The 23,163-nt window shown below is 72.4% G+C and carries 19 protein-coding genes and 3 tRNA genes; 5 read left to right on the plus strand and 17 right to left on the minus strand.

Translation table 11 applies throughout. The features are described 5' to 3' along the window. Nucleotides 1–160 precede the first annotated feature (160 nt). From AB0435_RS23230 to AB0435_RS23240, 3 genes are all read right to left on the minus strand, one after another. On the minus strand, nucleotides 161–2,119 hold the full coding sequence (locus AB0435_RS23230) for a kelch motif-containing protein (RefSeq protein WP_366004165.1): 1,959 nt from the start codon (nucleotides 2,117–2,119) through the stop codon (nucleotides 161–163). Next, nucleotides 2,116–3,984 (minus strand): glycosyltransferase family 2 protein, encoded by a 1,869-nt coding sequence (locus AB0435_RS23235; RefSeq protein WP_366427870.1) that lies wholly within the window; start codon nucleotides 3,982–3,984, stop codon nucleotides 2,116–2,118. The genes AB0435_RS23230 and AB0435_RS23235 overlap by 4 nt, the downstream gene beginning before the upstream one ends. A 333-nt stretch (nucleotides 3,985–4,317) precedes the next feature. Continuing rightward, a tRNA-Lys gene (locus AB0435_RS23240) sits at nucleotides 4,318–4,391 on the minus strand. Between the two features lie 243 nt (nucleotides 4,392–4,634). On the opposite strand from AB0435_RS23240, the gene AB0435_RS23245 reads away from it, so the two are divergent. Both AB0435_RS23245 and AB0435_RS23250 read left to right on the plus strand, forming a co-directional pair. Then, nucleotides 4,635–5,555, plus strand: coding sequence for a C40 family peptidase (locus tag AB0435_RS23245; protein ID WP_366427871.1), 921 nt, complete (start codon nucleotides 4,635–4,637; stop codon nucleotides 5,553–5,555). Between the two features lie 302 nt (nucleotides 5,556–5,857). Then, nucleotides 5,858–6,448, plus strand: coding sequence for a lytic polysaccharide monooxygenase (locus tag AB0435_RS23250; RefSeq protein ID WP_366007059.1), 591 nt, complete (start codon nucleotides 5,858–5,860; stop codon nucleotides 6,446–6,448). A gap of 65 nt (nucleotides 6,449–6,513) precedes the next feature. Here the strand turns inward: AB0435_RS23250 and AB0435_RS23255 are convergent, their stop codons facing one another. From AB0435_RS23255 to AB0435_RS23280, 6 genes are all read right to left on the minus strand, one after another. After that, nucleotides 6,514–7,353: a cytochrome c biogenesis CcdA family protein gene (locus AB0435_RS23255; RefSeq protein WP_366427872.1), complete on the minus strand. Its 840-nt coding sequence runs from the start codon at nucleotides 7,351–7,353 to the stop codon at nucleotides 6,514–6,516. After that, nucleotides 7,350–8,105, minus strand: a complete 756-nt coding sequence (locus AB0435_RS23260; protein ID WP_366427873.1) for a DsbA family protein — start codon at nucleotides 8,103–8,105, stop codon at nucleotides 7,350–7,352. The genes AB0435_RS23255 and AB0435_RS23260 overlap by 4 nt, the downstream gene beginning before the upstream one ends. Nucleotides 8,106–8,183: 78 nt before the next feature. Further along, a complete protein-coding gene (locus AB0435_RS23265) occupies nucleotides 8,184–8,600 on the minus strand; it encodes a hypothetical protein (RefSeq protein ID WP_366007056.1) in 417 nt (138 codons plus the stop codon). Nucleotides 8,601–8,693: 93 nt separating this feature from the next. After that, the gene (locus tag AB0435_RS23270; protein WP_366427874.1) at nucleotides 8,694–9,164 is read right to left on the minus strand and encodes a hypothetical protein; all 471 of its coding nucleotides are present in this window, start codon (nucleotides 9,162–9,164) and stop codon (nucleotides 8,694–8,696) included. A gap of 157 nt (nucleotides 9,165–9,321) precedes the next feature. Next, nucleotides 9,322–9,395 (minus strand) — tRNA-Lys (locus AB0435_RS23275). A gap of 78 nt (nucleotides 9,396–9,473) precedes the next feature. Further along, nucleotides 9,474–10,232, minus strand: a complete 759-nt coding sequence (locus tag AB0435_RS23280) for an IclR family transcriptional regulator C-terminal domain-containing protein (protein ID WP_366007054.1) — start codon at nucleotides 10,230–10,232, stop codon at nucleotides 9,474–9,476. A gap of 292 nt (nucleotides 10,233–10,524) precedes the next feature. Between AB0435_RS23280 and AB0435_RS23285 the strand changes: the two genes are divergently transcribed. After that, on the plus strand, nucleotides 10,525–11,625 hold the full coding sequence (locus AB0435_RS23285; protein WP_366007053.1) for an LLM class flavin-dependent oxidoreductase: 1,101 nt from the start codon (nucleotides 10,525–10,527) through the stop codon (nucleotides 11,623–11,625). A 44-nt stretch (nucleotides 11,626–11,669) separates the two neighbouring features. On the opposite strand, the gene AB0435_RS23290 is transcribed toward AB0435_RS23285, so the two are convergent. Next, entirely contained in the window at nucleotides 11,670–13,448 is a 1,779-nt protein-coding gene (locus AB0435_RS23290; protein ID WP_366007052.1) for an EAL domain-containing protein, read from the minus strand. Between the two features lie 393 nt (nucleotides 13,449–13,841). On the opposite strand from AB0435_RS23290, the gene AB0435_RS23295 reads away from it, so the two are divergent. After that, nucleotides 13,842–15,065: a M6 family metalloprotease domain-containing protein gene (locus AB0435_RS23295; RefSeq protein WP_366007061.1), complete on the plus strand. Its 1,224-nt coding sequence runs from the start codon at nucleotides 13,842–13,844 to the stop codon at nucleotides 15,063–15,065. Between the two features lie 62 nt (nucleotides 15,066–15,127). Here the strand turns inward: AB0435_RS23295 and AB0435_RS23300 are convergent. From AB0435_RS23300 to AB0435_RS23330, 7 genes are all read right to left on the minus strand, one after another. Then, nucleotides 15,128–15,201 (minus strand) — tRNA-Lys (locus tag AB0435_RS23300). A gap of 56 nt (nucleotides 15,202–15,257) precedes the next feature. Beyond that, a complete protein-coding gene (locus AB0435_RS23305; protein ID WP_366007051.1) occupies nucleotides 15,258–15,932 on the minus strand; it encodes a bifunctional DNA primase/polymerase in 675 nt (224 codons plus the stop codon). A 134-nt stretch (nucleotides 15,933–16,066) separates the two neighbouring features. Further along, nucleotides 16,067–16,432: a hypothetical protein gene (locus AB0435_RS23310; RefSeq protein WP_366007049.1), complete on the minus strand. Its 366-nt coding sequence runs from the start codon at nucleotides 16,430–16,432 to the stop codon at nucleotides 16,067–16,069. A gap of 319 nt (nucleotides 16,433–16,751) precedes the next feature. Further along, nucleotides 16,752–18,143 carry an AAA domain-containing protein gene (locus tag AB0435_RS23315; RefSeq protein ID WP_366427875.1) on the minus strand — a complete coding sequence of 464 codons (1,392 nt, stop codon included), beginning with the start codon at nucleotides 18,141–18,143 and terminating at the stop codon, nucleotides 16,752–16,754. A gap of 19 nt (nucleotides 18,144–18,162) precedes the next feature. Next, nucleotides 18,163–19,794: a hypothetical protein gene (locus AB0435_RS23320; protein WP_366007047.1), complete on the minus strand. Its 1,632-nt coding sequence runs from the start codon at nucleotides 19,792–19,794 to the stop codon at nucleotides 18,163–18,165. Nucleotides 19,795–19,822: 28 nt separating this feature from the next. Further along, the gene (locus AB0435_RS23325) at nucleotides 19,823–21,016 is read right to left on the minus strand and encodes a hypothetical protein (RefSeq protein WP_366427876.1); all 1,194 of its coding nucleotides are present in this window, start codon (nucleotides 21,014–21,016) and stop codon (nucleotides 19,823–19,825) included. Next, the gene (locus AB0435_RS23330; protein WP_366007045.1) at nucleotides 20,937–21,926 is read right to left on the minus strand and encodes a phosphatase PAP2 family protein; all 990 of its coding nucleotides are present in this window, start codon (nucleotides 21,924–21,926) and stop codon (nucleotides 20,937–20,939) included. The genes AB0435_RS23325 and AB0435_RS23330 overlap by 80 nt, the downstream gene beginning before the upstream one ends. A gap of 289 nt (nucleotides 21,927–22,215) precedes the next feature. Between AB0435_RS23330 and AB0435_RS23335 the strand changes: the two genes are divergently transcribed. Beyond that, the gene (locus AB0435_RS23335) at nucleotides 22,216–22,809 is read left to right on the plus strand and encodes a histidine phosphatase family protein (protein ID WP_301887267.1); all 594 of its coding nucleotides are present in this window, start codon (nucleotides 22,216–22,218) and stop codon (nucleotides 22,807–22,809) included. The last annotated feature ends 354 nt before the right edge of the window (nucleotides 22,810–23,163 follow it).

A 23,163-nucleotide genomic window follows, 5' to 3' on the forward strand; every position in this document is an offset into this window, starting at 1 on the left:
GAGGACAGCGCGCGAAGCGTGCTTCGGGGGTCTGGGGGCTTGCCCCCAGTTTCGGGAAGGGGCGGGGTGGGGGAAAGCCCGCCGCAGGCGCCGACCGGCCCGCAGCCGGGGGGCTGGGGCGCGTGCCCCAGTGCGGGAAGGGGCAGGGGAAGAAAACCCCCTACGCCCCCTTGACCTTCAGCCACACCGCCGGTGACGGCACTCCCCGGTCGTCCACGACGTTCAGCATGTACCAACCAGGCGGCACCAGCGACGGATCCTTGGGGATGGTGACGGCGATACCGTCCCGTTCCTTCGTGAAGTCCAGCGCGATCGACCGCTGTTCCACATTCGTGACGTGCGTGAAAGACCCAGGCCGGATCAGCCGCGCCTTCGCGACCGGCCGTGGACCACCCGTCCGGTACGTCACCTTGTCGCCGAGCGCCGGCGTCCTCGGCTCGGTGCCGGTGTCCTTCAGCTCGGGCCGGGCGCCGCTCTTGAAGAGGTACGGCGGGGTGTAGAGGTCGATCTCCTGCTGGAAGGTCGCGGGCCTGCTGTTGGCCTTGTCGCCGAAGAGCGAGTCGGAACCGAAGGTCATCACCCGGCCGTCGGGCAGCAGCAGGGCGCCCGAGTGGTAGTTGCGGCCCACCAGCGGATCGGCGGCCGGGTGCCGGGAGTTGTCTTTCGGGTCGTAGATCTCCGCCTTGAGGATGTTGGAATCGCTGCGCCCGCGGTAGTCACCCGAGCCGTTGGTGGTCAGGACCGTGTCGTCGGGCAGGATGACGCTGCTGGGGTAGCGGGCCTCGGCGTAGAGATCGGGGCCGTTCCTGAAGCGCGGCTGCGGGGCGTGCAGGTCGACGATCCGGGTCCGGGCGGTCGCCTTCTTGTCCTCGCCGACCCCGCCGCCGCCGAGGACCATGTAGCGCTGGTCCTGGGCGGGCGGCAGCAGCACGGACATCGAGGTCTCCAGGGTGTCCGGGTCGCTCATCCCGGGGATCTCGGTGAAGTCGTTGCTTCCCAGGTCCCACACGCCGGGGACGCGGCCTTTGTCGGCCGGCCCGTAGCCCGCGTTGGAACCCGTGTAGAAGATCCGGCCCTTGTCCGTGAGGAAGAGCGCGGGATAGGTCGGGAAGAAGCGCTCCTTGGGCAGGTAGGTCCACCTCTTGGTCTTCGGGTCGTAGATCTCGTTCTTCCCCGGCACGACCTGGCCGATCTCGTCGAGACCGGAGACGGAGAGGACCTTGCCGTCCTGGAGGGTGGTGAGGGTGGGATACCAGCGGGCCTCGTTCATCGGGTCGACCGTGACATAGCGCTCGGCGACCGGGTCAAACTCATAGGCGTCCTTGATGCCTTGGAAGTCCTTCTTGTCGAACGAGAGCTTGTTGGCGATTCCGTAGACGTTACGGGTGTCGGTGCCCTTCAGGCCCTGGATGCTGTAGTTGTCGGTGAGCCCGGTCTCGTGCTGGTGGCCCTTTTCCAGGGCCTCCACATAGACGCGCGCGGTGCTGACCGTGACGGTGACCTTGTGGCTCTCGTCGTCCTGCACCTTCTTGGCCCGGGGCACGAGCACGGGGTCCTTGGACTCGAAGGTCTTCCCGTTGTTCTTGCCGGTGAATCTGGTGCCCGCGGGCAGCGTGATCGGCTTGTCCGGGTCCTCGTTGTGGACGACCATCAGCCCGCCGGCCTTGGTCACGTCACCGCCCAGCTTTTCGTAGCGCTGGGTGCCGCCGGCCACCAGGAGATTCCCGTCGGGCAGCTGGGTGTGCCCGGCGCAGAAGAGGTCCTTCGGGGTCGGGATGTTCTTGAAGGTGTTCTTCTCCGGGTCCCACAGGACCGAACGGAAGGACTTCGCCTTGAAGTTGGCGGCGTTGTTGCCCGACCCGGCGACGAGCAGCACCTTGCCGGTGTGCAGCAGGGCCGCGTGAATGGTGTTGATGCGGTATTCGTCGGGGACGTCGACCATGTCCCAGTGGCCGTTCTTCGCCTTGTACTCCGGCTGGTTGATCTTGTAGTCGTGGTACTGGTCGGAGGCGTAGCCCCACAGCGCCGGTCCGTTCATCCCCGCCAGGGCGAGCACCACCGCCGACCCGACGGCCATGCGGCGGGTGCGGCGGCTGACATGGAAACGGGCCTGGTTCATCTGCTGACCTCCACGGCTTGCTTGGCGTTGCGCACGGTCCACCACCACGCGAGGACCGGCGCGACGGTGATGGCGAGGGCCAGGGCCGCCCACGTGCGCATCGCCGCGTGCGTGTGGCCGAGCCAGAACGAGGACAGCAGCGAGCCGCCGAACACCACCAGGAAGAACAGGTGGACGCGGAAGGTGCCGAAGAGGGTGTCCGGGCTCGCCGAGTCACCCTTGGGCGTCACCACGAAAGTGCTCCTGCGGCGCAGCACCGCGTCCATCAGCGAACGGGCGTAGATCGGCGCCGACAGCGCGGACATCACCATGCCCGCGAGCCCGCCGGAGCCCTCGGGCTCGTGCGGGGAGACGTTGTGCCGGCGGTTCCAGATGTAGAGCCCGATCTGGAGGGCGGCGGCGTCGCTGTAGAGCATCATCCAGACCTGGGAGTCGATCTGGATCCCGGAGGCGCCGAGCCCCAGGAAGAGCGCACAGCTCAAGGCGCCCAGCAGCCAGTTGAGTGCGGTCATCGGATAATAGATGACCATCAGCGTGTAGTTGACGAATTTGCCCGGTGACAGGGTGAACGGGCCTTTCCAGAACTGCTTGATGATGGTCTCGTACGTGCCTCGCGACCAACGCAGTTGCTGGGTGAAGAAGTCCGTCCAGGAATTCGGCCCCTCGCCCACCGCGAGGACGTCCGGGGTGTACACGGAGCGCCATTTGCGACCGGTCGCGGGATTGCGGTGCCGGTGCAGTTCGAAACCGGTGGCCATGTCCTCGGTGATCGAGTCGTAGAGCCCGCCGATGCCCTTGAGCGCGCTGATCCGGACGGCATTGTTGGTGCCGACGAACATGGGCGCGCCATAACGGTTTCCGGCGCGTTGGATCAGGGCGTGGAACAGGAACTGCTGGCTCTCGGCGGCCTTGGTCACGGCCGCATCGTAGTTCCCGTACACCTGTGGTCCAACGACAAACGCGATGTCCGGGTCACGGAAATAGCCGAGCATGCGTTCGAGGAAGTTCGGTAGTGGCACGTGGTCGGTGTCGACGGAAGCGAAGAAGTCGTAGTCGTCGCCGTGGGCGGCCAGCCAGGCGTTGTAGTTCCCGTGCTTCGTTCTCGCGCGGTGCGGGCCCTTCGGCTGATTCCACTTCTCGACGCCCTTCCGGGAGAAGTGGTGGACGCCGAGCCGTCTGCACACCTCTCTGACCCCGGGGTCGTCGCCCTCGTCCAGCAGCCATACGTGCAGCGGCCCGCGATGCCGCAGTCTGATCGCCGCCTGGAGGGTCCGGGTGACCATCTCGAGCGGCTCCTTGCCGGGCACGAACGAGGTGAGGAAGGCGACCTTGGTGCCGCTCTCGGGCACCACCGGCACGGGGTCGCGCGCGACGAGGGTGGCGTGGGCGTTGGACGCCACGTTCAGGGTGCGGAACAGCTCGATCAGGCCGATCGACACCAGCATCACGGTGTCCAGGGACCGCATCAGCGCGGTGGAGTGGTCGCGGTGCGTCCAGTGGGCGGGCTGCATCAGCCACAGCAGCAGGCCCAGGGAGACCACGGGCGCGGCGCCGAGCAGGAGGGCGCCGAGGACGCGGTGCGTCTCGTCCGCGAGCAGGCTGCGGTAGCGGACGCGGTACGGCCGGCCCGGCTGGGGCTCGGTGAGGGGGCCGGCCAGCCTGCTGTAGTGCTCGTAGTCGAAGCGCGGGCGCGCTGCCGGCGGACGGACGGGCGACCGGACCGTGGTCCGGTCGCCCGTCGTTCCGCCGGGTGGTGCCGTCGTGGGCCCGGCGGGCTGCTGTGGCACTCCGGGTGCCCGTGGCGGGCCGCCGGCGGCCGCCGGGGCGTGGGTCTGCTGCCGGGCATCGGCAGGCGTGGTCGTCATGGTCATCCCCCCGCACGCATGCTGACTGCGTGTGTCCGTCGTGAGTCCGTCGGCCCCCCACAGCCGCATGGACCCTGTGCGCACCGGCTCCCCACCGGCACGCGCAACTCATTGGTCACTCATTGACGTTGAGTCATTGCTCTCGGCTCAGGATCTCGGACGCCACGTCATGATCACAAGGGTGAAACGAGGTGTTTACCGGGCAAAGCGGTGCGTGATGCGAAGATCCGTACGAAGGAGGCTGAAGCATTCGGAAGTGGTGCCCGGCCCTCCGGGGCCTTCCGCGCGCACGAAGAAGGCCCCTCACCGTGGTGGGGGGCCTTCTTCTGTCTGTGCGCCGCCAGGGACTCGAACCCCGGACCCGCTGATTAAGAGTCAGCTGCTCTAACCAACTGAGCTAGCGGCGCCTGCTGACAGAGGAAACTCTACCTGATCCCGGAGGGTGCTCCTGACCACCTCCCGGAGCCGGTGGGAGGTGGAAAGCGCCTGCGTGCGGCGCTGCGCGGGTCGTGCGGGCTGCGTGGGCGGGGCGGGCCGTGCGGGCGGGGCGAAGGTTCTCGGCCGCCGAGAGATTCGCCCGTATTTTCCGACATGCGGTTTTCCTCGGCCGTTGAGAAGCTGTGCCGAGTACGACGGAAGGCAGCGGTGCCGTGCGAATACCGGCTTTCACCGAGGCGATACCCGGCGACTGCGCGTGCGCGCTCTGCGTCGACGGGGCCGCCGCGGTGGCCGTGGGGAAGCGCCGGACGGCCGCCGGTCCCGTACGGCACCGGTGTGCCCTCCGAGGCGCGGTCGCGGTGGCGGTGGGCGCGGTGGTCCTGGCGGGGCCCGGGGTGGGCGCGGCGGTGGCATCCCCGCGGCCGGGCCCGGGGCAGACGGAGAGCGCGAACGCTCCACAGAGTCCTCCGCTCCCGCATCCGGGTGCCGTTTCCGCAGGTGGGGAGGCGGAGGAGGGGCAGGGTGCGGCCGAGGCCGTGCCGGAGTCGGAGGCGGATCCGGACGCCGTCGAAGCCGAGGCGGCGCCCGGCGGTGAGGCCGAGGACGGCGACACCGAGGAAGAGGGCGCCGAGGAGGGGGACGACGAGGCGTCCGCCCAGGAGGAGGCCGAGGCGCCCGCCGACGAGTCCGGCCCGGAGGAGTCGCAGGAGCCTCCCGCGCCCCCCGAGCCGGCACGGCCCCAGCACCCCCAGCGGCCGGCCGCCGGGCGGCGGGATCTCGAACCCGCGATCGCCTTCGCGATGGCCCACATCGGGGATCCGTACGCCCTGGGCGGCAACGGCCCGCACCGCTGGGACTGCTCCGGGCTCATCCAGAAGGCGTACCGCAAGGCGGGGGCCAGGCTGCCGCGGATCGCGGCCGACCAGTACCGCGCCACGACCCGGATCCCGCGGTCGGCCCTGCGCCGCGGCGACATCGTCTTCTGGTCGTCCAACGGCAAGGCGTCCGGGGTGCACCACGCCGCGATCTATCTGGGCGGCAAGCGGTACATCGAGGCGCCGAGGCCCGGCAGGAAGGTCCGGGTCTCCACGTTCGCGCACTACGACCCGAACCTGTACGGCCGGGTGCGTTGACCCCGGTCCGGCCTGGCACCCGTACGGCCGCGGTACGGCGTGCCCGCCCGGTGGCCCACGTCAAGGGCGCGTCCTTGAATCACGAAGCGCCGTGGGGCCGGCGCGTGCCCGTATGCAGGACAACCACCTCTTGGCGGCGAACCGGTGACGTCCTCGCGGGTGAACTTCGGCCGGATGACTTCGTTCATTGGCCTGGACATGACCACAGGCTGGTACTAGCCTCCGCCTTGGTCTAGACCGCAGTTCACTCGGCTCACAGCACTCGGCTCACAGAACCCCCCACGTTCTTCGAGGAGCGAAGCATGCGCAAAAAGATCAGTGCGGCGATCATCGGCCTCGGCATCGCCGGCGTCTCCCTGCTCGGCACGAGCAGTGCAAGCAGTCACGGTTACACCGACTCCCCCACCAGTCGCCAGGAGTTCTGCGCGAACGGCACCGTGCAGGACTGCGGGGACATCCAGTGGGAACCCCAGAGCGTCGAGGGCCCCAAGGGATTCCCCTCGCACGGGCCGTCCGACGGGACGATATGCGCGGGCGGCAACAGTCGCTTCGCACAGCTCGACGACCCCCGGGGCGGGCAGTGGCCCGCGACCCCGGTCACGGCCGGACAGGACTACACCTTCCGCTGGCGGCTCACGGCCCGGCACGCCACGACGGACTTCAGCTACTACCTCACGAAGCCCGGTTACGACCCCACCCGGCCGCTCACCCGGTCGGACCTGGAGGACCAGCCGTTCCTGACCGTCCCGTACGGAGGCAAGATCCCTGACGCGACCGTCACCCACCAGGGGACGATCCCGGCCGGGCGGACGGGCAAGCAGCTGATCCTGGCGGTCTGGACGATCGCGGACACGGGCAACGCGTTCTACGCGTGTTCCGACGTGCAGTTCTGACCGGCCCCGGTGCGTCGGCCGGGCTCGATCCGGATGTGCGGTCGAGCCCGGCCGGCGGCCGGGCCTCAGTCCCGCTCCGGCTCCGGCCGCTTCTCCGGGCGCAGGGCGATCCGGGCGAGTACGCCGGCCACCACCAGCGCGACCACCGCCAGCAGCGCGTAGTCCGGCACCGCGTTGCCCACCCGGGACGCGAGCTCCTCCAGACGGAACTCCTGGTCGGCGTCCAGGACGCCGGGCAGGCCGGTCGTCCCGTCGTAGGCGAGGAAGAGCACGCCGATGCCGATGAAGAAGAGGCCGGACACGAGGGAGGTGGTGTGCAGCCGCAGCCGGCCCGCCCGGAGTTCGCGGCCGCGCAGCCAGCGGCGCCGGCCGAGCTGGAAGCGGTCCCAGAACAGGGCCAGCACGAACAGCGGCAGGGCCATGCCCAGGGCGTAGACGGCGAGCATCGACGCGCCGTACGCAGGGTTGCCGGTCGCGGCGGTCAGGGTCAGCACCGCGCCGAGGATCGGTCCGGCGCAGAAGCCGGCCAGCCCGTACACACAGCCCAGCAGGAACGTCGACGCCGCCGACCGCGGAGTGATCCGCCCGGCCGCGGCCTGTGCCCGCTTCGACGCGAAGCCCAGGCCGAGGATCTGCGCGACGCCCATCGCGATCACCAGCCAGCCGCCGACGCTGATCAGCACGTCGCGGTGGCCGTTGAAGAGGCGGCTGGCGGCGGTCGACGCGGCGCCCAGGGGGACGAGCGTGGTCGCGAGCCCGAGGTAGAAGACGCAGGTGCGGGCTAGCAGCCGGCCGGGGCTCGCGAGGGAGTAGGCGAAGAACGCCGGCAGCAGCAGCGCGCTGCACGGGCTGACCAGGGCGAGAGCGCCGCCGAGGAAGGCGGCGAGGTAGCCGATGTCGGTCACTTGTCGCTCTTCTTCGCCGCCTTGGCCTGCGCGATGGCCTCGTCGAAGGCGCTCATGGGCTGGGCGCCCGCGATCGGCCGCCCGTTCACGAGGAAGGTCGGGGTGGACTGCACGCCGATGGAGTACCCCTCCTCCTGGTCCTTCTTGACCGCGGCCGCGGAGGCCGACCCGTTCAGATCGGCGCGGAACTTGTCGAGGTCCTTGACGCCGGCGCTGCCGGCCATGTCGACGAGCTTGTCCTCGGCGAGCGCGTCACCCTTGCGGGTCTTGGCGTAGATCTCGTCGTGGAACTGCCAGAACCTGCCCTGCTGCCCGGCGGCCCAGGACGCGCGGGCGGCCCGCTCGGAGTCCTTGCCGAAGATCGGGAAGTTGCGGAACTCGATGCGCAGCGTGCCCTCGTCCACATACTTCTTGACCAGCTCGGGCTGGCTGTCGCGGGTGAACTTGCCGCAGTACGAACACTGGTAGTCGGCGTACTCCACGAGGACCACGGGTGCGTCGGCCTTGCCGACGGCCAGCGGGTCGTCGCCGCCGCGGCGGACGCTGGCCTTCTCCAGCTGCGCGTAGACCTTCTGCCGCTCGTCGGCGGAGGGGGAGGTTTCCCCGGCGGCCCCGGCGGCGGGTTCGCGCTTGCCGGAGCCGCCGGAGTTCTTGCCGATCGCGATGCCCGTGGCGACGAGCGCGACCACGAGGGCGACCACCGCGCCGATCGCGGCGATGCGGCGGGAGGGTGAGGAGAGACGTGCGGACATGGGGGAGTGCTCCCTGGGGCGTACGGAAATCTGGACATGCCGGGGCACGGCCCGGTGCGCGGGCCGTGGGCGGGCGGTCTAGATCCGTAGGACGGGGAGGAGCTCGGCGCAGCCGCCGACCGGGACGGGCGGCGCGCGGGGGGCGCCCGGCCGGGGCGCGTGCCCCTCGGGCAGGGCGGCCCGGCCGGCGCCGGGGCCGGTCAGCGGGTCGGTGTGGCCGTGGGGGACGACCGCCTGGGTGCCGCTGAGGGGCGCGTCCTGCTGCTTGCAGGTGCCGCCCGAGCCGAAGGCGTCCGCGGCGTGCGGCCGGGCCTGGGACCCGGGTGCGGGAACAGGGGTCTGCCGGGCGGCCTCCGCCACCTTCGAGACCGCGGCCCCCTTCCCGGACGCGGACGCGGACGCGAACGGGCCCGTCCCGGCGAGGGACGGGCCGAAGACGACCGCGAGGAGGAGCAGGAGCACGGCGGCGGCCGATGGACGGCGGTGCTGCGGCACGTACTGCTCCTTCCTGTCGCTCTTGCTCGTACGGGCTCCGCGACGCGGACTTCTCGTGCGAGCGGTGGGCCCTCCATGCTACGGGCCCGCCGGTCACGCCTCCCGGGCGGCGAGCTCCGCCGCGCGGGCGTCCTCGGAGGCGAGCGCCCGCAGCGCGGTGCGCTGGGCGAACCAGAGGAGCGGGCCGGTTATGGCGGCCATCACCGCGGCGAAGGCGAGGTGGCCCGCGGTGGAGACCACCGACATGCCCAGCAGGGCCAGCACGAAGTGGCTGCCGAGCCGGAGGGTGAGCAGCCCGATGGCGATCTTGCGGGTGCTCTTGCCGCGCCATAGCCGCTTGGCCAGCTGGAGCCGGGGGCGCAGGACGGTCAGGGAGACGACGAGGTTGACCACGGCGAGCGCGCCCAGCACCCAGAGGATCTGCGGGAACGCCTTGTACAGGTCGTACGCGCCGGAGGCCACGGCCTCGAAGCCGAAGTACCAGAGGGGCAGCGGCTTGATGTCGGCCGGCTGCACGGTGGCGGTGCCGGTGCCAGTGGCGGGGGCGGTCGTCGTGGTGTCCATGGGAAGAATTCTTCCGGCGGGGGTGACCCGGTGGCAGGCCCGGACATCATGGGTCCACGATGACTTTTGTCATGCCCCCGGTCGCGTACCCGTTGTCGTCCCCGCTTCTGTACACGAAGAAGGCCCCTCACCGTGGTGAGGGGCCTTCTTCTGTCTGTGCGCCGCCAGGGACTCGAACCCCGGACCCGCTGATTAAGAGTCAGCTGCTCTAACCAACTGAGCTAGCGGCGCCTGCTGACAGAGATAAATATACCTGGTCCGAACAGGTGCTCCCGACCACCCGCCGACCCGGCGCCCGGGCCGGCGGGATCAGAGGGCCATCGACAGCAGCACGGGCGTCGCCCGCCGGTTCAGGGTGTCGGCCGCCTGCCGAAGCCGGTGGGCGTCGGTCAGCGGGAGCGAGAGTGCCAGGCAGCCGACCGAACGTCCCGCCGTGATCGGCACGGCCGCGCACACCGTGCCCACCGCGTACTCCTGGAGATCGAGGACGGGCACGGTCGCGGGCTGGGCGTCGAGCCTGCGGAAGAGGGCCTGCTCACTGGTGATCGTCCGGGAGGTGAGCCGGGCCGTCCTGTGGCGCGAGAGGTGATCGCGGCGGTCGTCGTGGTCGAGCTGGGTGAGCAGGCACTTCCCGATGGCGCTGGCGTGGGCGGCGGAGCGGAAGTCGACCCATTCGTGGACCTTGGGGGTCTGCGGGCTGTCCGCGTAGTCCGTGATCCTGATCTCGCCGTCGACGTAGCGGCTCAGGTAGACGGCGGCGCCGACGGAGTCGCGCAGCTCCGACAGCGACTGCCGCAGCTTGAGCCGCAGGGCGTGGGCGCGGTCCTCGGCGGAGCCCAGCAGGGCCAGGGAGCCGCCGACGGTGTACGCGCCGTCGGCGAGCCGCTCGACGTAGCCCTCGCGGCGGAGCATCAGCAGTAACGGCGAGAGGAGCGCGACGGGCAGACCGGTCTCGCGTGAGATGAGTGCCTCGGTCACGCCGCCGGGGCGTCTCGTGACCGTGTCCAGCACCCGGAGGGCGTACTGCACCGAGTGGAACGGCGCGGTCGGCTCGTGTTTGAGCGCCACGGTTTCCCCCTAGCGGGCTTTCCGTCGAGTTTCCCGCTCTCACGATAACCGCGAAAAGGGTGCCGGAGAGAGGGTGTTGACCAGACCGCGGCCAACTGGCAAGGCGCTGTCCTGGGGCGCGCCACCTTGGCATATGCGGTTGTCATGTGGGTACGGCGGGGGCGGGGGGAAAGATCGGGAAAGCTGCCCGCCGCGGGAATAAGCGGAGAGTCTCTCCGGTTGCTCCCGGCGAAAGCGAGACGACCGGAGTGCGGCACGGGAGTGCCGCGGGCGATCAGGAAGGCGGACCACCGTGGCCGATGTACAGGACGGTGACTTCATCCGGGGCACGGCAGAGGGCAGCGCGCCCGTCCCTCTGTCCGTACTGGACCTCGCGACCGTCGGCAGCGGCCGGACCGCCGGGCAGGCGCTCCGCACCTCCGTCGAGCTGGCGCGGCTGGCCGAGCGGCGGGGCTTCCACCGCTTCTGGGTCGCCGAGCACCACTCGATGCCCGGCATCGCCAGCTCCTCCCCGGCCGTCGTCCTCGCCCACATCGCGGCCCACACCGACCGCATCCGCCTCGGTTCCGGCGGCGTGATGCTGCCCAACCACGCGCCGCTCGTCATAGCCGAGCAGTTCGGCACCCTCGAAGCGTTCGCCCCGGGGCGCATCGACCTCGGCCTGGGGCGCGCGCCCGGCACGGACGGCGCGACCGCCGCCGCGCTGCGCCGCGCGGACCGGCTCCGGGAGGACGCGGACGACTTCCCGCAGCAGCTCTCCGAGCTGACCCGCTTCCTGGACGACGACTTCCCCGACGGGCACCCCTACTCCCGCATCCACGCGGTGCCGGGGCCCGTCCAGGGCCGGGTTCCCGGCGGGGTGCAGCGGGCCGACCGCCCCTCGATCTGGCTGCTCGGCTCCTCCGGCTTCAGCGCGCGGCTCGCCGGTGTGCTCGGCCTGCCGTTCTCCTTCGCGCACCACTTCTCCTCGGCGAACACGGTTCCGGCACTCGACCTCTACCGCGAGTCCTTCCGGCCGTCCGAGATCCTCGACCGGCCGTACGCCAAGATCGGCGTCCAGGCGTTCGCCGCGCCGGACGCTGCCGAGGCCCTCCGCCAGGTGCGCACCGGGGCGCTCTCGATGCTGCGGCTGCGCACGGGGCGGCCCGGTCTGATCCCGACGCCGGAGGAGACGGAGGCGTACGACTACCGCGCGGGCGAGCGGGAGTTCGTCGACAGCTGGCTGGCGAACGTCGTCCACGGCACGCCGGACGAGGTGGCCGAGGGGCTGCGGGGCCTGGTCAAGCGGACGGGCGTGGACGAGCTGATGATCACCTCCAACGCGCACGGCGCGGACGCGCGGCTGCACAGCTTCGACTTGATCGCCGACGCGTTCGGGCTGCCGGGGAAGTAGGGCGGCGCGTCGTGCCGGACGGGGGCCCGTCCGGCACGACGGCCTCAGAACCGGCCCACCCCCACCGTCTCCAGCAGGGCCGAGATCGAGTCCGCCGGGACGGGGCGGGAGTAGAACCAGCCCTGGCCCGTGTCGCAGCCGATGCGGCCCAGTCGTTCGGCCTGCTCCGCGCTCTCCACGCACTCCGCCGTCACCTTGATGCCCAGCCGGTGCGCCAGCTGGACCAGTGCCTCGACGATCGTCTCGTCGGCCGGGTTCGGCGGCTCCTCCGAGCGGAAGCCGTGGACGAAGGAGCCGTCGAGCTTGAGCGTGGAGACCGGCAGCCGGCTGAGGTAGGCGAGGTTGGAGTAGCCCGTGCCGAAGTCGTCGATGGCGATGGCCACCCCCATGTCGCTGAGCTGTTGCAGCTGTTGCAGCGGCCGCCCGGCCGAGCCCATCACGGCGGACTCCGTGAGCTCCAGCTGGAGCAGGCGCGGCGGCAGCCCCGTCTCGGCGAGGATCGTCGCCACGTCCGCGACCAGGTCGGAGTCCCAGACCTGCCGTACGGCCACGTTGACGCTGACGACGATCGGCGCCCGCGGGTGGTCCAGCTGCCAGCGCCGCGCCTGACGGCAGGCCGTCGCGAGCACCCAGCGGCCGAGCGGGACGATCGCGCCCGTCTCCTCGGCCAGCCCGATGAACCGATTCGGCGAGAGCATCCCGAACTGAGGGTGGCGCCACCGCACCAGCGCCTCCACGCCGCGCACGACCCCGTCGCCCAGCCCCACCAGCGGCTGGTACTGGAGCACGAACTCGCCCCGCTCGACCGCCGGGCGCAGCGTGCTGGAGAGGGCCTGGCGGGTCATCCGGTGGGCGTTGCGCTCGGGGTCGAAGAGGGTCCAGCGCGCCTTGCCGTCGGCCTTGGCCCAGTACAGCGTGGTGTCAGCGGCCTGCATCAGCTCCGTGGCGTGCGTCCCCGCGGCCGGCCGCTCGACGACCCCGATGCTCGCCGACACGGCCAGCCGCTGGCCCGCCACCTCGAACGGCCGTTGCAGCTTGGTCTGGACGGCCGCGGCGAGGGCGACGAGCTGCTCCGTGCCCGCCGACTCCTCGACCAGCAGGGCGAACTCGTCGCCCCCGAGCCGGGCCACCAGATGGCCGCCCGGCGCCGCGCACTCCGTCAGCCGCTTCGCCACCGCGCTCAGCAGCCGGTCGCCGGCCCGGTGGCCGAGGGTGTCGTTGATCGCCTTGAAGCCGTCGATGTCGAGATAGCACAGCCCGATCCGGCCGCGCCCGCCGTGCGCGACCGCTCCGCTGGTGAGCGCCGTGGTCAGCCGCTCGAAGAAGAGGCTCCGGTTGGGCAGCCGGGTCACCGGGTCGTGCATTCTCAAGTGCCGCAGCCGGGCGCGCAGATCGCGCCGGTCGCTGATGTCGGCGACCGACAGCAGGGTGTCGCAGCTGTCGGGCAGCGGCGTGACGATCACCTCGGCCCACATCCCCTGCCCGCCGCGCGGCCGCAGCCGGCGCGTGCAGTGCAGCCGCTCGCGGCGGCCGAGCAGCACCTCGCGATAGGCGAGCCAGGTGCGCGAGTCCTCGCGCAGCCCGGTGAGATCGGCGGCCGGCGCGTCGGCGAGCCGGGCCGGGTCGGTGCCCAGCAGCTCGCCGAGCGCGTGGTTGGCGGTGCGCACCAGCCCGTCGCGGCCCACCACGGCCATGGCGAGCTGCGCGGCGTTGAAGGCGGCGCGAAAATCGCTGGATTCATTACGTTGCGTGACGACTGTAGGCGTTGAGCCGGGCGCGCCGCCCTGGCTGTCGAGGGTTCCGCTCACCGCTCGCTCCCGCATGGCATTCGTTCCGCACTGGCTTCGTATGGGTCTCATGGATCTCGTACGTACGTCCGAACACACGGCTGGCGGCCGCCTGTCCGGGGGAATCCGTGCTGGAAATGTGGCGATCATAGAGCGCGCACGTGGCCCGTTCCAGCGGCCCGGCCCTCGGGGCTCCGGGTGCCTTCTCCCCTTTGTCCCTTCCTGATCGACCCTGCGCGCTCCTGGCTGAGCTGATGGCGCCGCGCCGTCTCGATTGACCGTCAGTGACTGAGTGTGATGTACCCAGAAGTCGGCTTAGTCACTCGACCGGGGTAATAGAAACGGGCATATCACCACAAATCCAATGAGGCTGGATGAGGTGTCCCGAATCCGTCCCGGGAGGTCGACGTGGTGCGTCCGCAGACACCCATGGGGGTGGACCGGCCGCGGCCGCGACTGCGTCGCGTCGGCGCCGTCCTGACCGCCCTCTGTGCGATCGCCACCACCGTCGTCGCCGGACCGGCGCACGCGGTGGGGCCCGGCGGGCCGTGCGCGCTGCCGCGCAGCCAGGCCCACCACTCCGAGGGGCTCGACACCTGGAACCCGGCCTACCCCCGGCCCGTCGGCCGGCTCGACGCCGTGATGATCTTCCTGTCCTTCCCGGACTCCAAGCCCGAGGTCTCCCCGGAGCGGCTCGCGGCCGATCACTTCCCCGCCACCTCCCGCTTCTTCGAGCGGGCCTCCTACGGGCGGTTCTCCCTCCAGGCCCACCCGCTGAAGAAGTGGCTGCGGATGCCCCGGCCCGCCACCTCGTACCACATACAGCGGGACTGGGACGGCGACCAGCGCTCCGAATACCTGCGGGACGCCATCGCCGTGGCCGACGCCGACGTCGACTTCAGCCGCTACGACCTCGTCTACTTCGTCGCCGACCCCGACGCCCCCGGCGTCGACTCCGACGCGACCAAGGTCGTCAACCTCGACCACCCCGTCCAGGTCGACGGCACCACGCTGCGCCGCGTCGTCACCGTCTTCGAGCACCACCCGCCGGACCGCAACGTCCTCGCCCACGAGACCGGCCACGTCCTGGACCTGCCCGACCTCTATCACCGCCCGCAGGACGGCAAGGGCGACTGGGACACCCACGTCGGCGACTGGGACCTCATGGGCAGCCAGTTCGGACTGGCCTCGGACCCCTTCGGCTGGCACAAGTGGAAGCTCGGCTGGCTCGGCTCGCGACAGGTCGCCTGCGTCCGGGGGCGCGGCAGCAGCCTGCACACCATCCAGCCCCTGGAGGCCCCGATGAAACCGGGCGGCGACAACCGGACCCGCATGGTCGTGGTCCGTACGGGCCCGGAGAGCGCCATCGCCGTCGAGGCCCGCTCCGCGGCCGGCAATGACGCCGCCACCTGCACGGAGGGCGTGCTCGTCTACCGCGTGCAGAGCGACACCGCCTCCGGCAACGGGCCCGTGCAGGTGCTGGACGGCCACCCCGGCCACCAGGCGTGCTGGGGCGAGTCGGTCTACCCCGCGCTCGCCGACGCGCCGCTCGGCGTGGGGGAGTCCCTGCGCTCGGAGGCCGACGGGGTGCGGGTGTCCGTACGGGGCCGGACGGCGGGCGGCTCCTGGACGGTCGTCGTGACCCGGGACTGACGGCGGACGGTCCCGCGCACGAAGAAGGCCCCCCACCGAGGTGGGGGGCCTTCTTCTGTCTGTGCGCCGCCAGGGACTCGAACCCCGGACCCGCTGATTAAGAGTCAGCTGCTCTAACCAACTGAGCTAGCGGCGCTTGCTGACGTGGAAGACTTTAGCACCCTGATCCGGTGGAACGAAAATCCGCATGTTTCAGCCGGGAGAATGCGCGGGTGTGCTGGTCACACGGGTGGCCGTGGCGGCCGTGGCGTCCTCGGGGTGCGCGCCGCCGCTCCTGAGGTCCGGGCCCGCGGCCTCCCGGGTGACCCGTACGCACGCCCACAGCAGCACCTCGGCGTCCGGCAGCCAGGGGTGGCGCAACTCGGGAGCGACCAGCCAGCGCGACGCCGGGGGCACGGGCTCGTCCTCGGCGGCCGGATAGAGCGGGGGGACCGTCACCGCGTCGCCCGTGCCGTGGCACAGCAGCGGCGGCATCGCACGGGCCCACTCCTCCCACGTCAGCAGCGCGGGCAGCCGCTGGGCCGTGCCGGGGGCGGCGAAGAGCAGCAGGCGGCCGCGCTGGACGGCGACCGGCCCGGACCCGGGCCCGTCCGCCCATAACCGGTCCAGGACCTTGCGCCCGAAGAGGGCCGGGAGCCCGACCACGTCGAACGCCGTGCCGCACGGCAGCACCATGGGGGCGCCCGGGTTCTCCGCCCACAGGGCGTGCACGTGATGCGGAGCCGCACCGGCGGAAGCGAGCCAGTCGGCCCCCGCGAGGGTGACGTGGGAGGCGGCGGACCGGTACGCGGCGTGCGGCGGTGCGGCGCGCCGGGGCGTGGTCTGCCGGAAACGGATGGGGCGCGGGTCGTTCGGCCGGGAGCTCATGCCCTATGGTCTGCGCCACACCCCCGCCCGCTCGCGGTAGTTACGGGAAATCGGGACAGCGGTGCGGGCGGTGCGCTATCTTCCGCCGCGCATATGCCAACGGCCCATGGTCGGCGGACCACGGGCCGTGCGGATCAGTCGACGGTGCTGCTGCCCCGCAGCAGGTCACGGCCGAACTCGACCATCTTCTTCGCGTAGTCCTCGCTCCACTCGGCGCGCTCCGCGATCACCGCGGGCGGCAGCCTGTCGAAGCGCCGGGGGTCGGCGAGCTGGGCCGCGGCGACCGCCTGGAACTCGATCGCTCTGTCGGCCGCCGCGCGGAAGGCCAGCGCCAGCTCGGTGGAACGGGCCAGCAGCTCGCGCGGGTCCTCGATCGATTCCAGGTCGAAGAAGTGCTCCGGGTCGGCGAGGGCCTCGGGCGGCTCGAAGAGCAGCTGCGCGGGCTTCAAGCGGCGCGGCCCACTGTCGCGCGCGCCGGGAGCCGGCTTCGGCTCGCACATGTACATACCTCCAGGATCGTCTGCACCGTCATCCATTGTCCTGCGCCGCGCAAGTGGGCCCAGCGGGCGGGGCCGCGCCTCCGTAAGCGACCAGTCCACATGTTGCGGCCGCGCACCAGGCCGACGGGGCACTCCAGCGGACGCGAACAAATCCCGGCATCACGGCCGCCAGGCGACCCGGTGTTCCGCCAGGTGGGCCCATACCGCGTGGTTCGCCTTCCAGCCGTCCGGGCTGTTTCCCTTGGGCGCCTCCGGCGGCGTGCCGGACTCCGTCCGGCGGGAGGGCGGCGTTCGTGGGGGCAAGCGGCGGAACGCCGGTTCACGGCCGCCAGGCCACTCGGTGTTCTGTCAGGTGGGCCCATACCGCGTGGTTCGCCTCCCACCCGTCCGGGAACTTCACCGTCACTCCCAGGCGCACCGGATCCGTCGACGGGTGTTCGTCCAGGAGCTGGTCGACGCCCGCCCGGCCCACCACCACGCACGCGTGCCGGTGGCGTGACGCCAGCACGCACAGGCGGCCCGTCTCCAGGTGGAAGGCGGTCGCGTCCGGGCGGCCGGACAGCGGGTGCAGCACCACGGTCACGTCGAACTCCCGGCCCTGGAGCCGGTTCGCCGTGTCCACGGTCACCCCGCGTACCCCCAGCCCGGCCAGCGCCGACCGCACGGCGGCCGCCTGGTCGCGGTGGGCCGTGCCCACCGCGATCCGGTCCGCCGTGAGCGGCACCGGGTCGGGGGAGAGCTCGCTCGTGGCCGCGCCGCCGCGGTCCAGCAGCCGCCGGACGACGTGGGCCACCGCGCCCACCGCCTCCGGGTCCGTGCGCGGCGTCCTGCGGGCGGGCAGCTCCAGCAGGCCCCAGCCCGTCTCGGCGGCCTCGTCGAGCACCCGGTCCGGCGCCGAGCCGTCCGACGGCACCCCGAAGGCCAGCCGCCGGTCGCCGTACCCGGTGCCGCTGCGGAAGGGCGTGTACGGATAGAAGGCCGCCGACACCAGCGGCGCGGCCGAGGCGGGCAGCCGCCAGGAGACGGGCAGCCGGTGCTGGGGCAGGCCCGGGTTGTGGGCGAGCAGGGTGGACACCGCGCTCGCCGAAGGGTCGTACGACAGCCCGGCCCACTGCGCCGCCCCCTCCGCGCCCACCACGCTGAAGGGGTCCAACTGCCCCGGGTCGCCGACGAACAGCGCCCGTTCGAAGAGCCCGGCCACCGCGAGCAGCGCGTCGGAGCGCATCTGGTAGGCCTCGTCGACGATCGCGTGCCCCCAGGGCTCGGTGACCTTGGTGTGCGCCCACTTCGCGGCCGTGGAGACCACCACGTCGAGCCCCGCGAGGTCGGCGGCCCGCGCCGACTTCACCACCGACGGGAGCGCGTCCAGCGCCAGGTCGTACGGCTGGGCCTCGTTGCTGTGCAGCCGCCCGACCGGCAGCTCCGGGTCCTTCGCGGCCAGCCGCAGCACCAGGTCGTCGACCTGGGCGTTGGTCTGCGCGACGATCATCAGCGGGCGGCCCGCGGCCGCCAGCTCCCGCGCGGCCCGCACGACCAGCGTCGACTTGCCCGCGCCCGGCGGGGAGTCGACGACGACGCCGCGGTGCGTGCCGTGCAGAGTGTCGCGCAGGATCGCGTCGGTCGCGGCGCCGGCCGCCGCGGACGGGTCGAATCCGGGGGCGGGGCGGGACCGCGCCGCCGGGACGGCGGGCGCCGCGTCGGTCGGGTTCACAGCCGGTCCTCCGTCACGTTCACAGGTGGTCCTCCGGAGTCACCGGATCGGGGGCTTCCACGGCCTCGCCCGGCGGGCCGCCGTGGGTCCAGGGCGTCCGCTCGGGGTCGGGCAGCTCGGGCCCGCCGCGCGGGGAGTGCTCGAAGAGGGTCCAGCAGACGCGGTCGCCCTTCTCCGGCACCGAACCCGCGTCGGGGACCTTGCCCCGGCCCATGCCACCGGTCAGCCGCACCGTCAGCACGCCGGGCTCGCCCGCCACCGGGCCGACGAACTCCGCCGTCTGCGCGCTCGCGCCGTGCGCCCGGTGGACCTTCGCCCCCTCCGCGAGCAGCGGGGCGTCGTCCGTGCGCACCGTCACCAGGGGCCGCGGACGCGGCACCTTCGCCGTCGAATACTCCATCACCACCTCGGTGACCTCGCCCGCGAACGCCTCCCCGGACAGCCGCCGCGTGGCCATCACCAGCGGGTCGTCCAGCGCCTCCTGGGCGTCGAGCTGCGCGAGCGCCGTCTCCCGCGCGGCCAGCTTCCGGGCGGCCGTCACCGCGTCGTCCCGCCGGGGCTGCGGCGGCTCCCCGGCCCGTACGCGGTCGCGGTGCGCTGTGTACGACCACCGGTCCCGCTTCCACCGGTCGGCCACCCGCTCGCCCGCGCGCAGGCCGCGCAGCAGGTCGACGCCCTGCCAGACGGCGTCCCAAGTGGGCCGCAGCTGCGACTCCAGCAGCGCGCGGATCTCCCGCTCGGCACTCTCCCGCGCGGCCGCGGCGGCACGCTGCCGGGCCCGGGCCATGGACGCGCCCGCCGGCCCTGCCGCCTCCAGCGCCGCGGCCGCCTCCGCCGCCTCCGCGCGGGCGCGGTCGAAGCGGGCCGTGGCGGGCGCCAGCCGTTTGTTGTCGAACGCCGGGTCCGTCGCGGGACCCGCCGGGGGCTGGAGCAGCAGGCCGTCACCGTCCCGGGCCAGCTCCGCGCGGAGCGCCGCCTCCGCGCCCGTAGAGCCGGGCGACGGGGCGATCCAGGCGAGCAGCGCGCCCAGGTGCTGGTCCTCCAGATTGCTCTGCCCCGTCGCCCAGTGTCTGCTCAGCAGCTGCGTCATCGGCAGCAGCAACGACGAGCCGGGCACCCGCGCCCGCTCCCCGAAGTGCGTCAGCCAGCGGCCGAGCAGCGGCACGCGCGGGGGCGCGGGATACGCCGCCTCCGGATCCTGCTCGGCGGTGCGCCGGAACCGCATGGAGCGGCCCAGCAGCCGTACGTACTCCACCGCCGCGGTGCCCGGCACCAGCAGTTGCGGGGCCTGTGCGCACAGCTCGACCTCGACCGGCACTTTCCTGCCGGTCTCCGGGTCGGTCTCCTTGCGCTCCTCCCTCTCGACCGCGTCGGCGAATTCCTCGACGTAGGGCAGCACCGCGTCGGCCAGCTCGGCGAGGAAGGCGAACCGCAGGTCCCTGTCGCGCGGTTGCGGCACCACCAGCAGTCGGGGCGCGTCCCGGTCGGTGCCCACCAGCGCGCCCAGTGGGGCGCCCGCCTCACCGGCCGTGGTGAGGGGCACGAAGACGAGCGGGCGCTCCGCGAGGTGCCGGTGCCGCACGGTCGCCAGGGGCCGGGCCCTGCCGTCCCGCACGGCTTCCATGCGCGCGAGCGAGGTGATCAGCGACATACGGCCTCTTTCCGTCCGCCGGGCGTCGTCATACGGCGGCCTCCGTACCCGTGCCCGCCAGGGCCAGCGCTTCCGCGCGCAGGGCGGCCGCGCGGCGCAGGGCGGCGACGGCCGGGTCCTCGGGGTCGCCGGTCCCGCCCAGGGCGGCGGACAGCACCGACTCCACCGTGGTCAGCCCGCCGAGCTCCCCGCGCAGGCCGCGCCCCAGGGACTCCACCGCGCCCGCCCGCCGGGCGCGCGCCCGGCAGTGGAAGGCCAGCTCGCACGCGGCCAGGCACTCCGGGGCGTACGCAGCCTCGACGCACTCGACGGCGTCCAGCAGCTCTTCCACGGGGCGCGTCGCTGTGCGGCCGTCCTCGGCGAGGCGCAGGTCGAAGGTGGTGCCCTCGGGCAGGGCGGCCGCGATGTCCTCGACGCGGGACAGCCGGCCGAGCTGCCGCCGGGTGGTCGCCAGTTGCTTGCGTACGTCGACGAGCGCGGCGGCGGGGAGGTTGGAGAAGTCCTTGGGGCAGACGAGCAGCACGCGCGCGTGCACGCGCGGGGCGGCCGCCAGCCGCGCCGCCACGTCCTCCAGGGCGAGGGCGTAGACCGCGGCCTGCCGGGCCGCCGCGCCCACCTTCGTGGCGTCCGCCGCGCCGTCGACCATCGCGAAGGACTTGATCTCCACGACGGTCCAGCTCCCGTCGGGGTGGACGACCACGGCGTCCGGCTCCAGATAGGCGGGCGTGCCCGCGACACTCAGGGCCAGCAGAGGGTGGTCCAGGAGCGCCCAGCGCCCGGCGGCGGTGGCCTCGCGCAGGGCCAGCGCCGTACGCGCGGTGCGGCCCTCGGGGCCGGCGGCGGAGAGGTCGGGGGTGTCGACGGCGTCCGGCTCCGGAGTGCCGTCGGCCAGCCGCTCGTGCAGCAGGCGGATCAGGGCGGCCCCGCCGTCGGCCTTGACCCGCTGCTCGAAGGAGTGGCCCCGCACCAGGGCGAACTGCGACTGCCCGAAGGTCGCCGGGGAGCCCAGGGCCCGGGCCAGCGCGCCCTTGTCGACCCCGGCGCCGTCCAGCAGCGCCCGGCGCCGGCAGCCGGGGTTGGCGGCCAGGGCCGCCAGGGCGCGGGCGTCCAGCGGGCGGGCGGCGGTGCCCGGCCCGCGCAGCTCAGCGAGCCGCTGTCGCAGCGCCGCCGGCGCGGCTGTCTCCGGCCCCGCCGGAGCCCGGCTGTCGAGGGATCTGGTCACTGGCGTCCGCCTCGCGAAGTCTCTCCGGCGCGCCCCGGGAGCCGTCTCCGGCCGGGGAGCCGGAGGCCGCGCCCCGGGGAAGCGCTGTACCTGCCGAAGTCTCGCATCCGGCACCGACATTCGCGGGCGTACCGGCGGTTTCCTTGCCTGTCGACCGGGAGAGGCGTCTCGTGATCCGGTCGACGGCCCGCAGCGCGGGCTTGGCCAGCAGGAAGCCCACACCCATGACGGCCGCCCCCGCGACGGCGTCCAGGAAGTAGTGGTTGGCGGTGCCCATCACCACGAAGGTGATCGACAGCGGATAGACGACACCGGCGATCTTCGCCCAGGGGGTGCGGCCGTAGCGGTACATCACGACGCCGCACCACAGGGCCCAGCCGACGTGCAGGCTCGGCATCGCGGCGTACTGGTTGGTCATCCCGCCGAGGCCCCTCGGGGCACTGGCGTCGCCGCCCCACCAGCCGTACTCGGCGTACATGCGCATCGTGTCGACGAAGCCCTCGGCCGGGTCCAGCAGCCGGGGCGGGCAGGTGGGCAGCAGGGTGAAGCCTATGAGGCCGATGAGGGTGGAGATCATCAGCCAGCTGCGCAGGAAGCGGTAGTCGGCCGGGCGGCGGCGGAAGGCCCAGACCAGGATCGCCGGGGTGAGGATGTAGTGCAGGGACGCGTAGGCGAAGTCGGCGGGTATGCCGAGGGCCGGGTGGTCCGTGAGCAGCCGGTTGAGCGGGTGCTCGAAATTTATTCGGAAGGTCTTCTCGAGGTCGAGGATCGACAGCCCGTGGTCGACGGCCGTCTGCACGTCCTGCCTGACCAGCAGGCGGCCCGCCGAGTACAGCGCGTACACCACGGCGATCAGTGGCAGCTCGGTCCACCAGCGCGGCCGCTTCCCGAGTGGTGCGGTGCGGTACATCCGGACGCTCTCCATGTGTTCAGGCGGCCAACAAGCGCGCATGCCACCGTACGGTGTACGCCGCATCGTTCGCACACCGGCCCGCGGCTTATCGGAAACGCCCAGTTCGCCCGCCGTTCGGCGAGGGTGGGCGGAGTGCGAGGGAGGAGACGCCGGAAGCCACTGGAGGGTTGCCTGAGGTGGGTGTGAGCGATGATGGAGAACGAGCGGATCGGTTCTGGCAGAGCTTGTAATTATCTGCCGCCATCTGTAGCCAAAATCACCGAAATCTTCTGAAGGGTCCCTCGTCATGGCACCGCGCATCCTGCTGGCCCGGCACGGACAGACGGAGTGGTCGCTGTCCGGCAAGCACACCGGCCGCACGGACATCCCGCTCCTCGACGAGGGCCGGCGCGGCGCGAAGCTGCTCGGCGAGCGCCTGCACCGTGCCCCCTGGGACGGGCTGCGGGACGTCGAGATCCGTACGAGCCCCCTGGTGCGCGCCAAGGAGACCTGCGAGCTGGCCGGCTTCGGCGACCGGGCCACCGACTGGGACGCGCTGATGGAATGGGACTACGGCGCGTACGAGGGGATGACCCCGGCCGAGATCAAGGCGCAGCGCCCCGGCTGGTTGATCTGGCGCGACGGCGTCCCGGAGGGCGAGACCCTGGCGGAGGTCGGCGCCCGCGCCGACGAGGTCGTCCAGTGGGCGCGCTCGGCCGACCGCGACGTGCTGATCTTCGCGCACGGACACATCCTGCGGACGATCGGGGCGCGCTGGCTGGGCCTCGACGTGTCCTTCGCGGCGCGTATCCGCCTGGACCCCACGTCGCTGTCGATCCTGGGCTGGGCGTACGACGCGCCGGCGATCGAGCGGTGGAACGACACGGGGCACTTGGCGTGACGCAGCGGATGTGAGTGGCTGAGCCCCGTCGTCCTTCTGCGGGCCGTGTCGTCCGCACCACCGCTGCGCGGCGGTGTCCTCAAACTCCCCCAGCTACCGCTGGGAGGTGCCCCCAACGGGCTGGATTGCCACGGACTGTGGCGCCTTCGCCTGCGGGCCGCGGGCTCGGTAGCCCGACGACCTCGAAGACGAAGGTGACGGAGCCTTCGACCGCGGGCCGCGGGCTCGGTCCACGCAGCTCGGCCCGTCCGGCGGATCGTCGCCGGGCTGTGGGCAGTCTGCGGCGGGGCGCCCTTCCGGCGCGTCCGCGCCGCGGTGGTGCGGATGACGGCCACCCGCGGAACCGGCCACAAG

Origin of the sequence: Streptomyces sp. NPDC051173, assembly GCF_040689515.1 — a bacterium.
Classification (GTDB): Bacteria; Actinomycetota; Actinomycetes; order Streptomycetales; family Streptomycetaceae; genus Streptomyces.

Coding starts and splice junctions, on each gene's coding strand:
- AB0435_RS23250 (WP_366007059.1), top strand. CDS start 5,858: ATGCGCAAAAAGATCAGTGCGGCGATCATCGGCCTCGGCATCGCCGGC.
- AB0435_RS23290 (WP_366007052.1), bottom strand. CDS start 13,448: ATGCGGGAGCGAGCGGTGAGCGGAACCCTCGACAGCCAGGGCGGCGCG.
- AB0435_RS23330 (WP_366007045.1), bottom strand. CDS start 21,926: ATGTACCGCACCGCACCACTCGGGAAGCGGCCGCGCTGGTGGACCGAG.
- AB0435_RS23260 (WP_366427873.1), bottom strand. CDS start 8,105: ATGTCCGCACGTCTCTCCTCACCCTCCCGCCGCATCGCCGCGATCGGC.
- AB0435_RS23310 (WP_366007049.1), bottom strand. CDS start 16,432: ATGTGCGAGCCGAAGCCGGCTCCCGGCGCGCGCGACAGTGGGCCGCGC.
- AB0435_RS23305 (WP_366007051.1), bottom strand. CDS start 15,932: ATGAGCTCCCGGCCGAACGACCCGCGCCCCATCCGTTTCCGGCAGACC.
- AB0435_RS23320 (WP_366007047.1), bottom strand. CDS start 19,794: ATGTCGCTGATCACCTCGCTCGCGCGCATGGAAGCCGTGCGGGACGGC.
- AB0435_RS23335 (WP_301887267.1), top strand. CDS start 22,216: ATGGCACCGCGCATCCTGCTGGCCCGGCACGGACAGACGGAGTGGTCG.
- AB0435_RS23270 (WP_366427874.1), bottom strand. CDS start 9,164: ATGGACACCACGACGACCGCCCCCGCCACTGGCACCGGCACCGCCACC.
- AB0435_RS23235 (WP_366427870.1), bottom strand. CDS start 3,984: ATGACGACCACGCCTGCCGATGCCCGGCAGCAGACCCACGCCCCGGCG.
- AB0435_RS23230 (WP_366004165.1), bottom strand. CDS start 2,119: ATGAACCAGGCCCGTTTCCATGTCAGCCGCCGCACCCGCCGCATGGCC.
- AB0435_RS23295 (WP_366007061.1), top strand. CDS start 13,842: ATGGGGGTGGACCGGCCGCGGCCGCGACTGCGTCGCGTCGGCGCCGTC.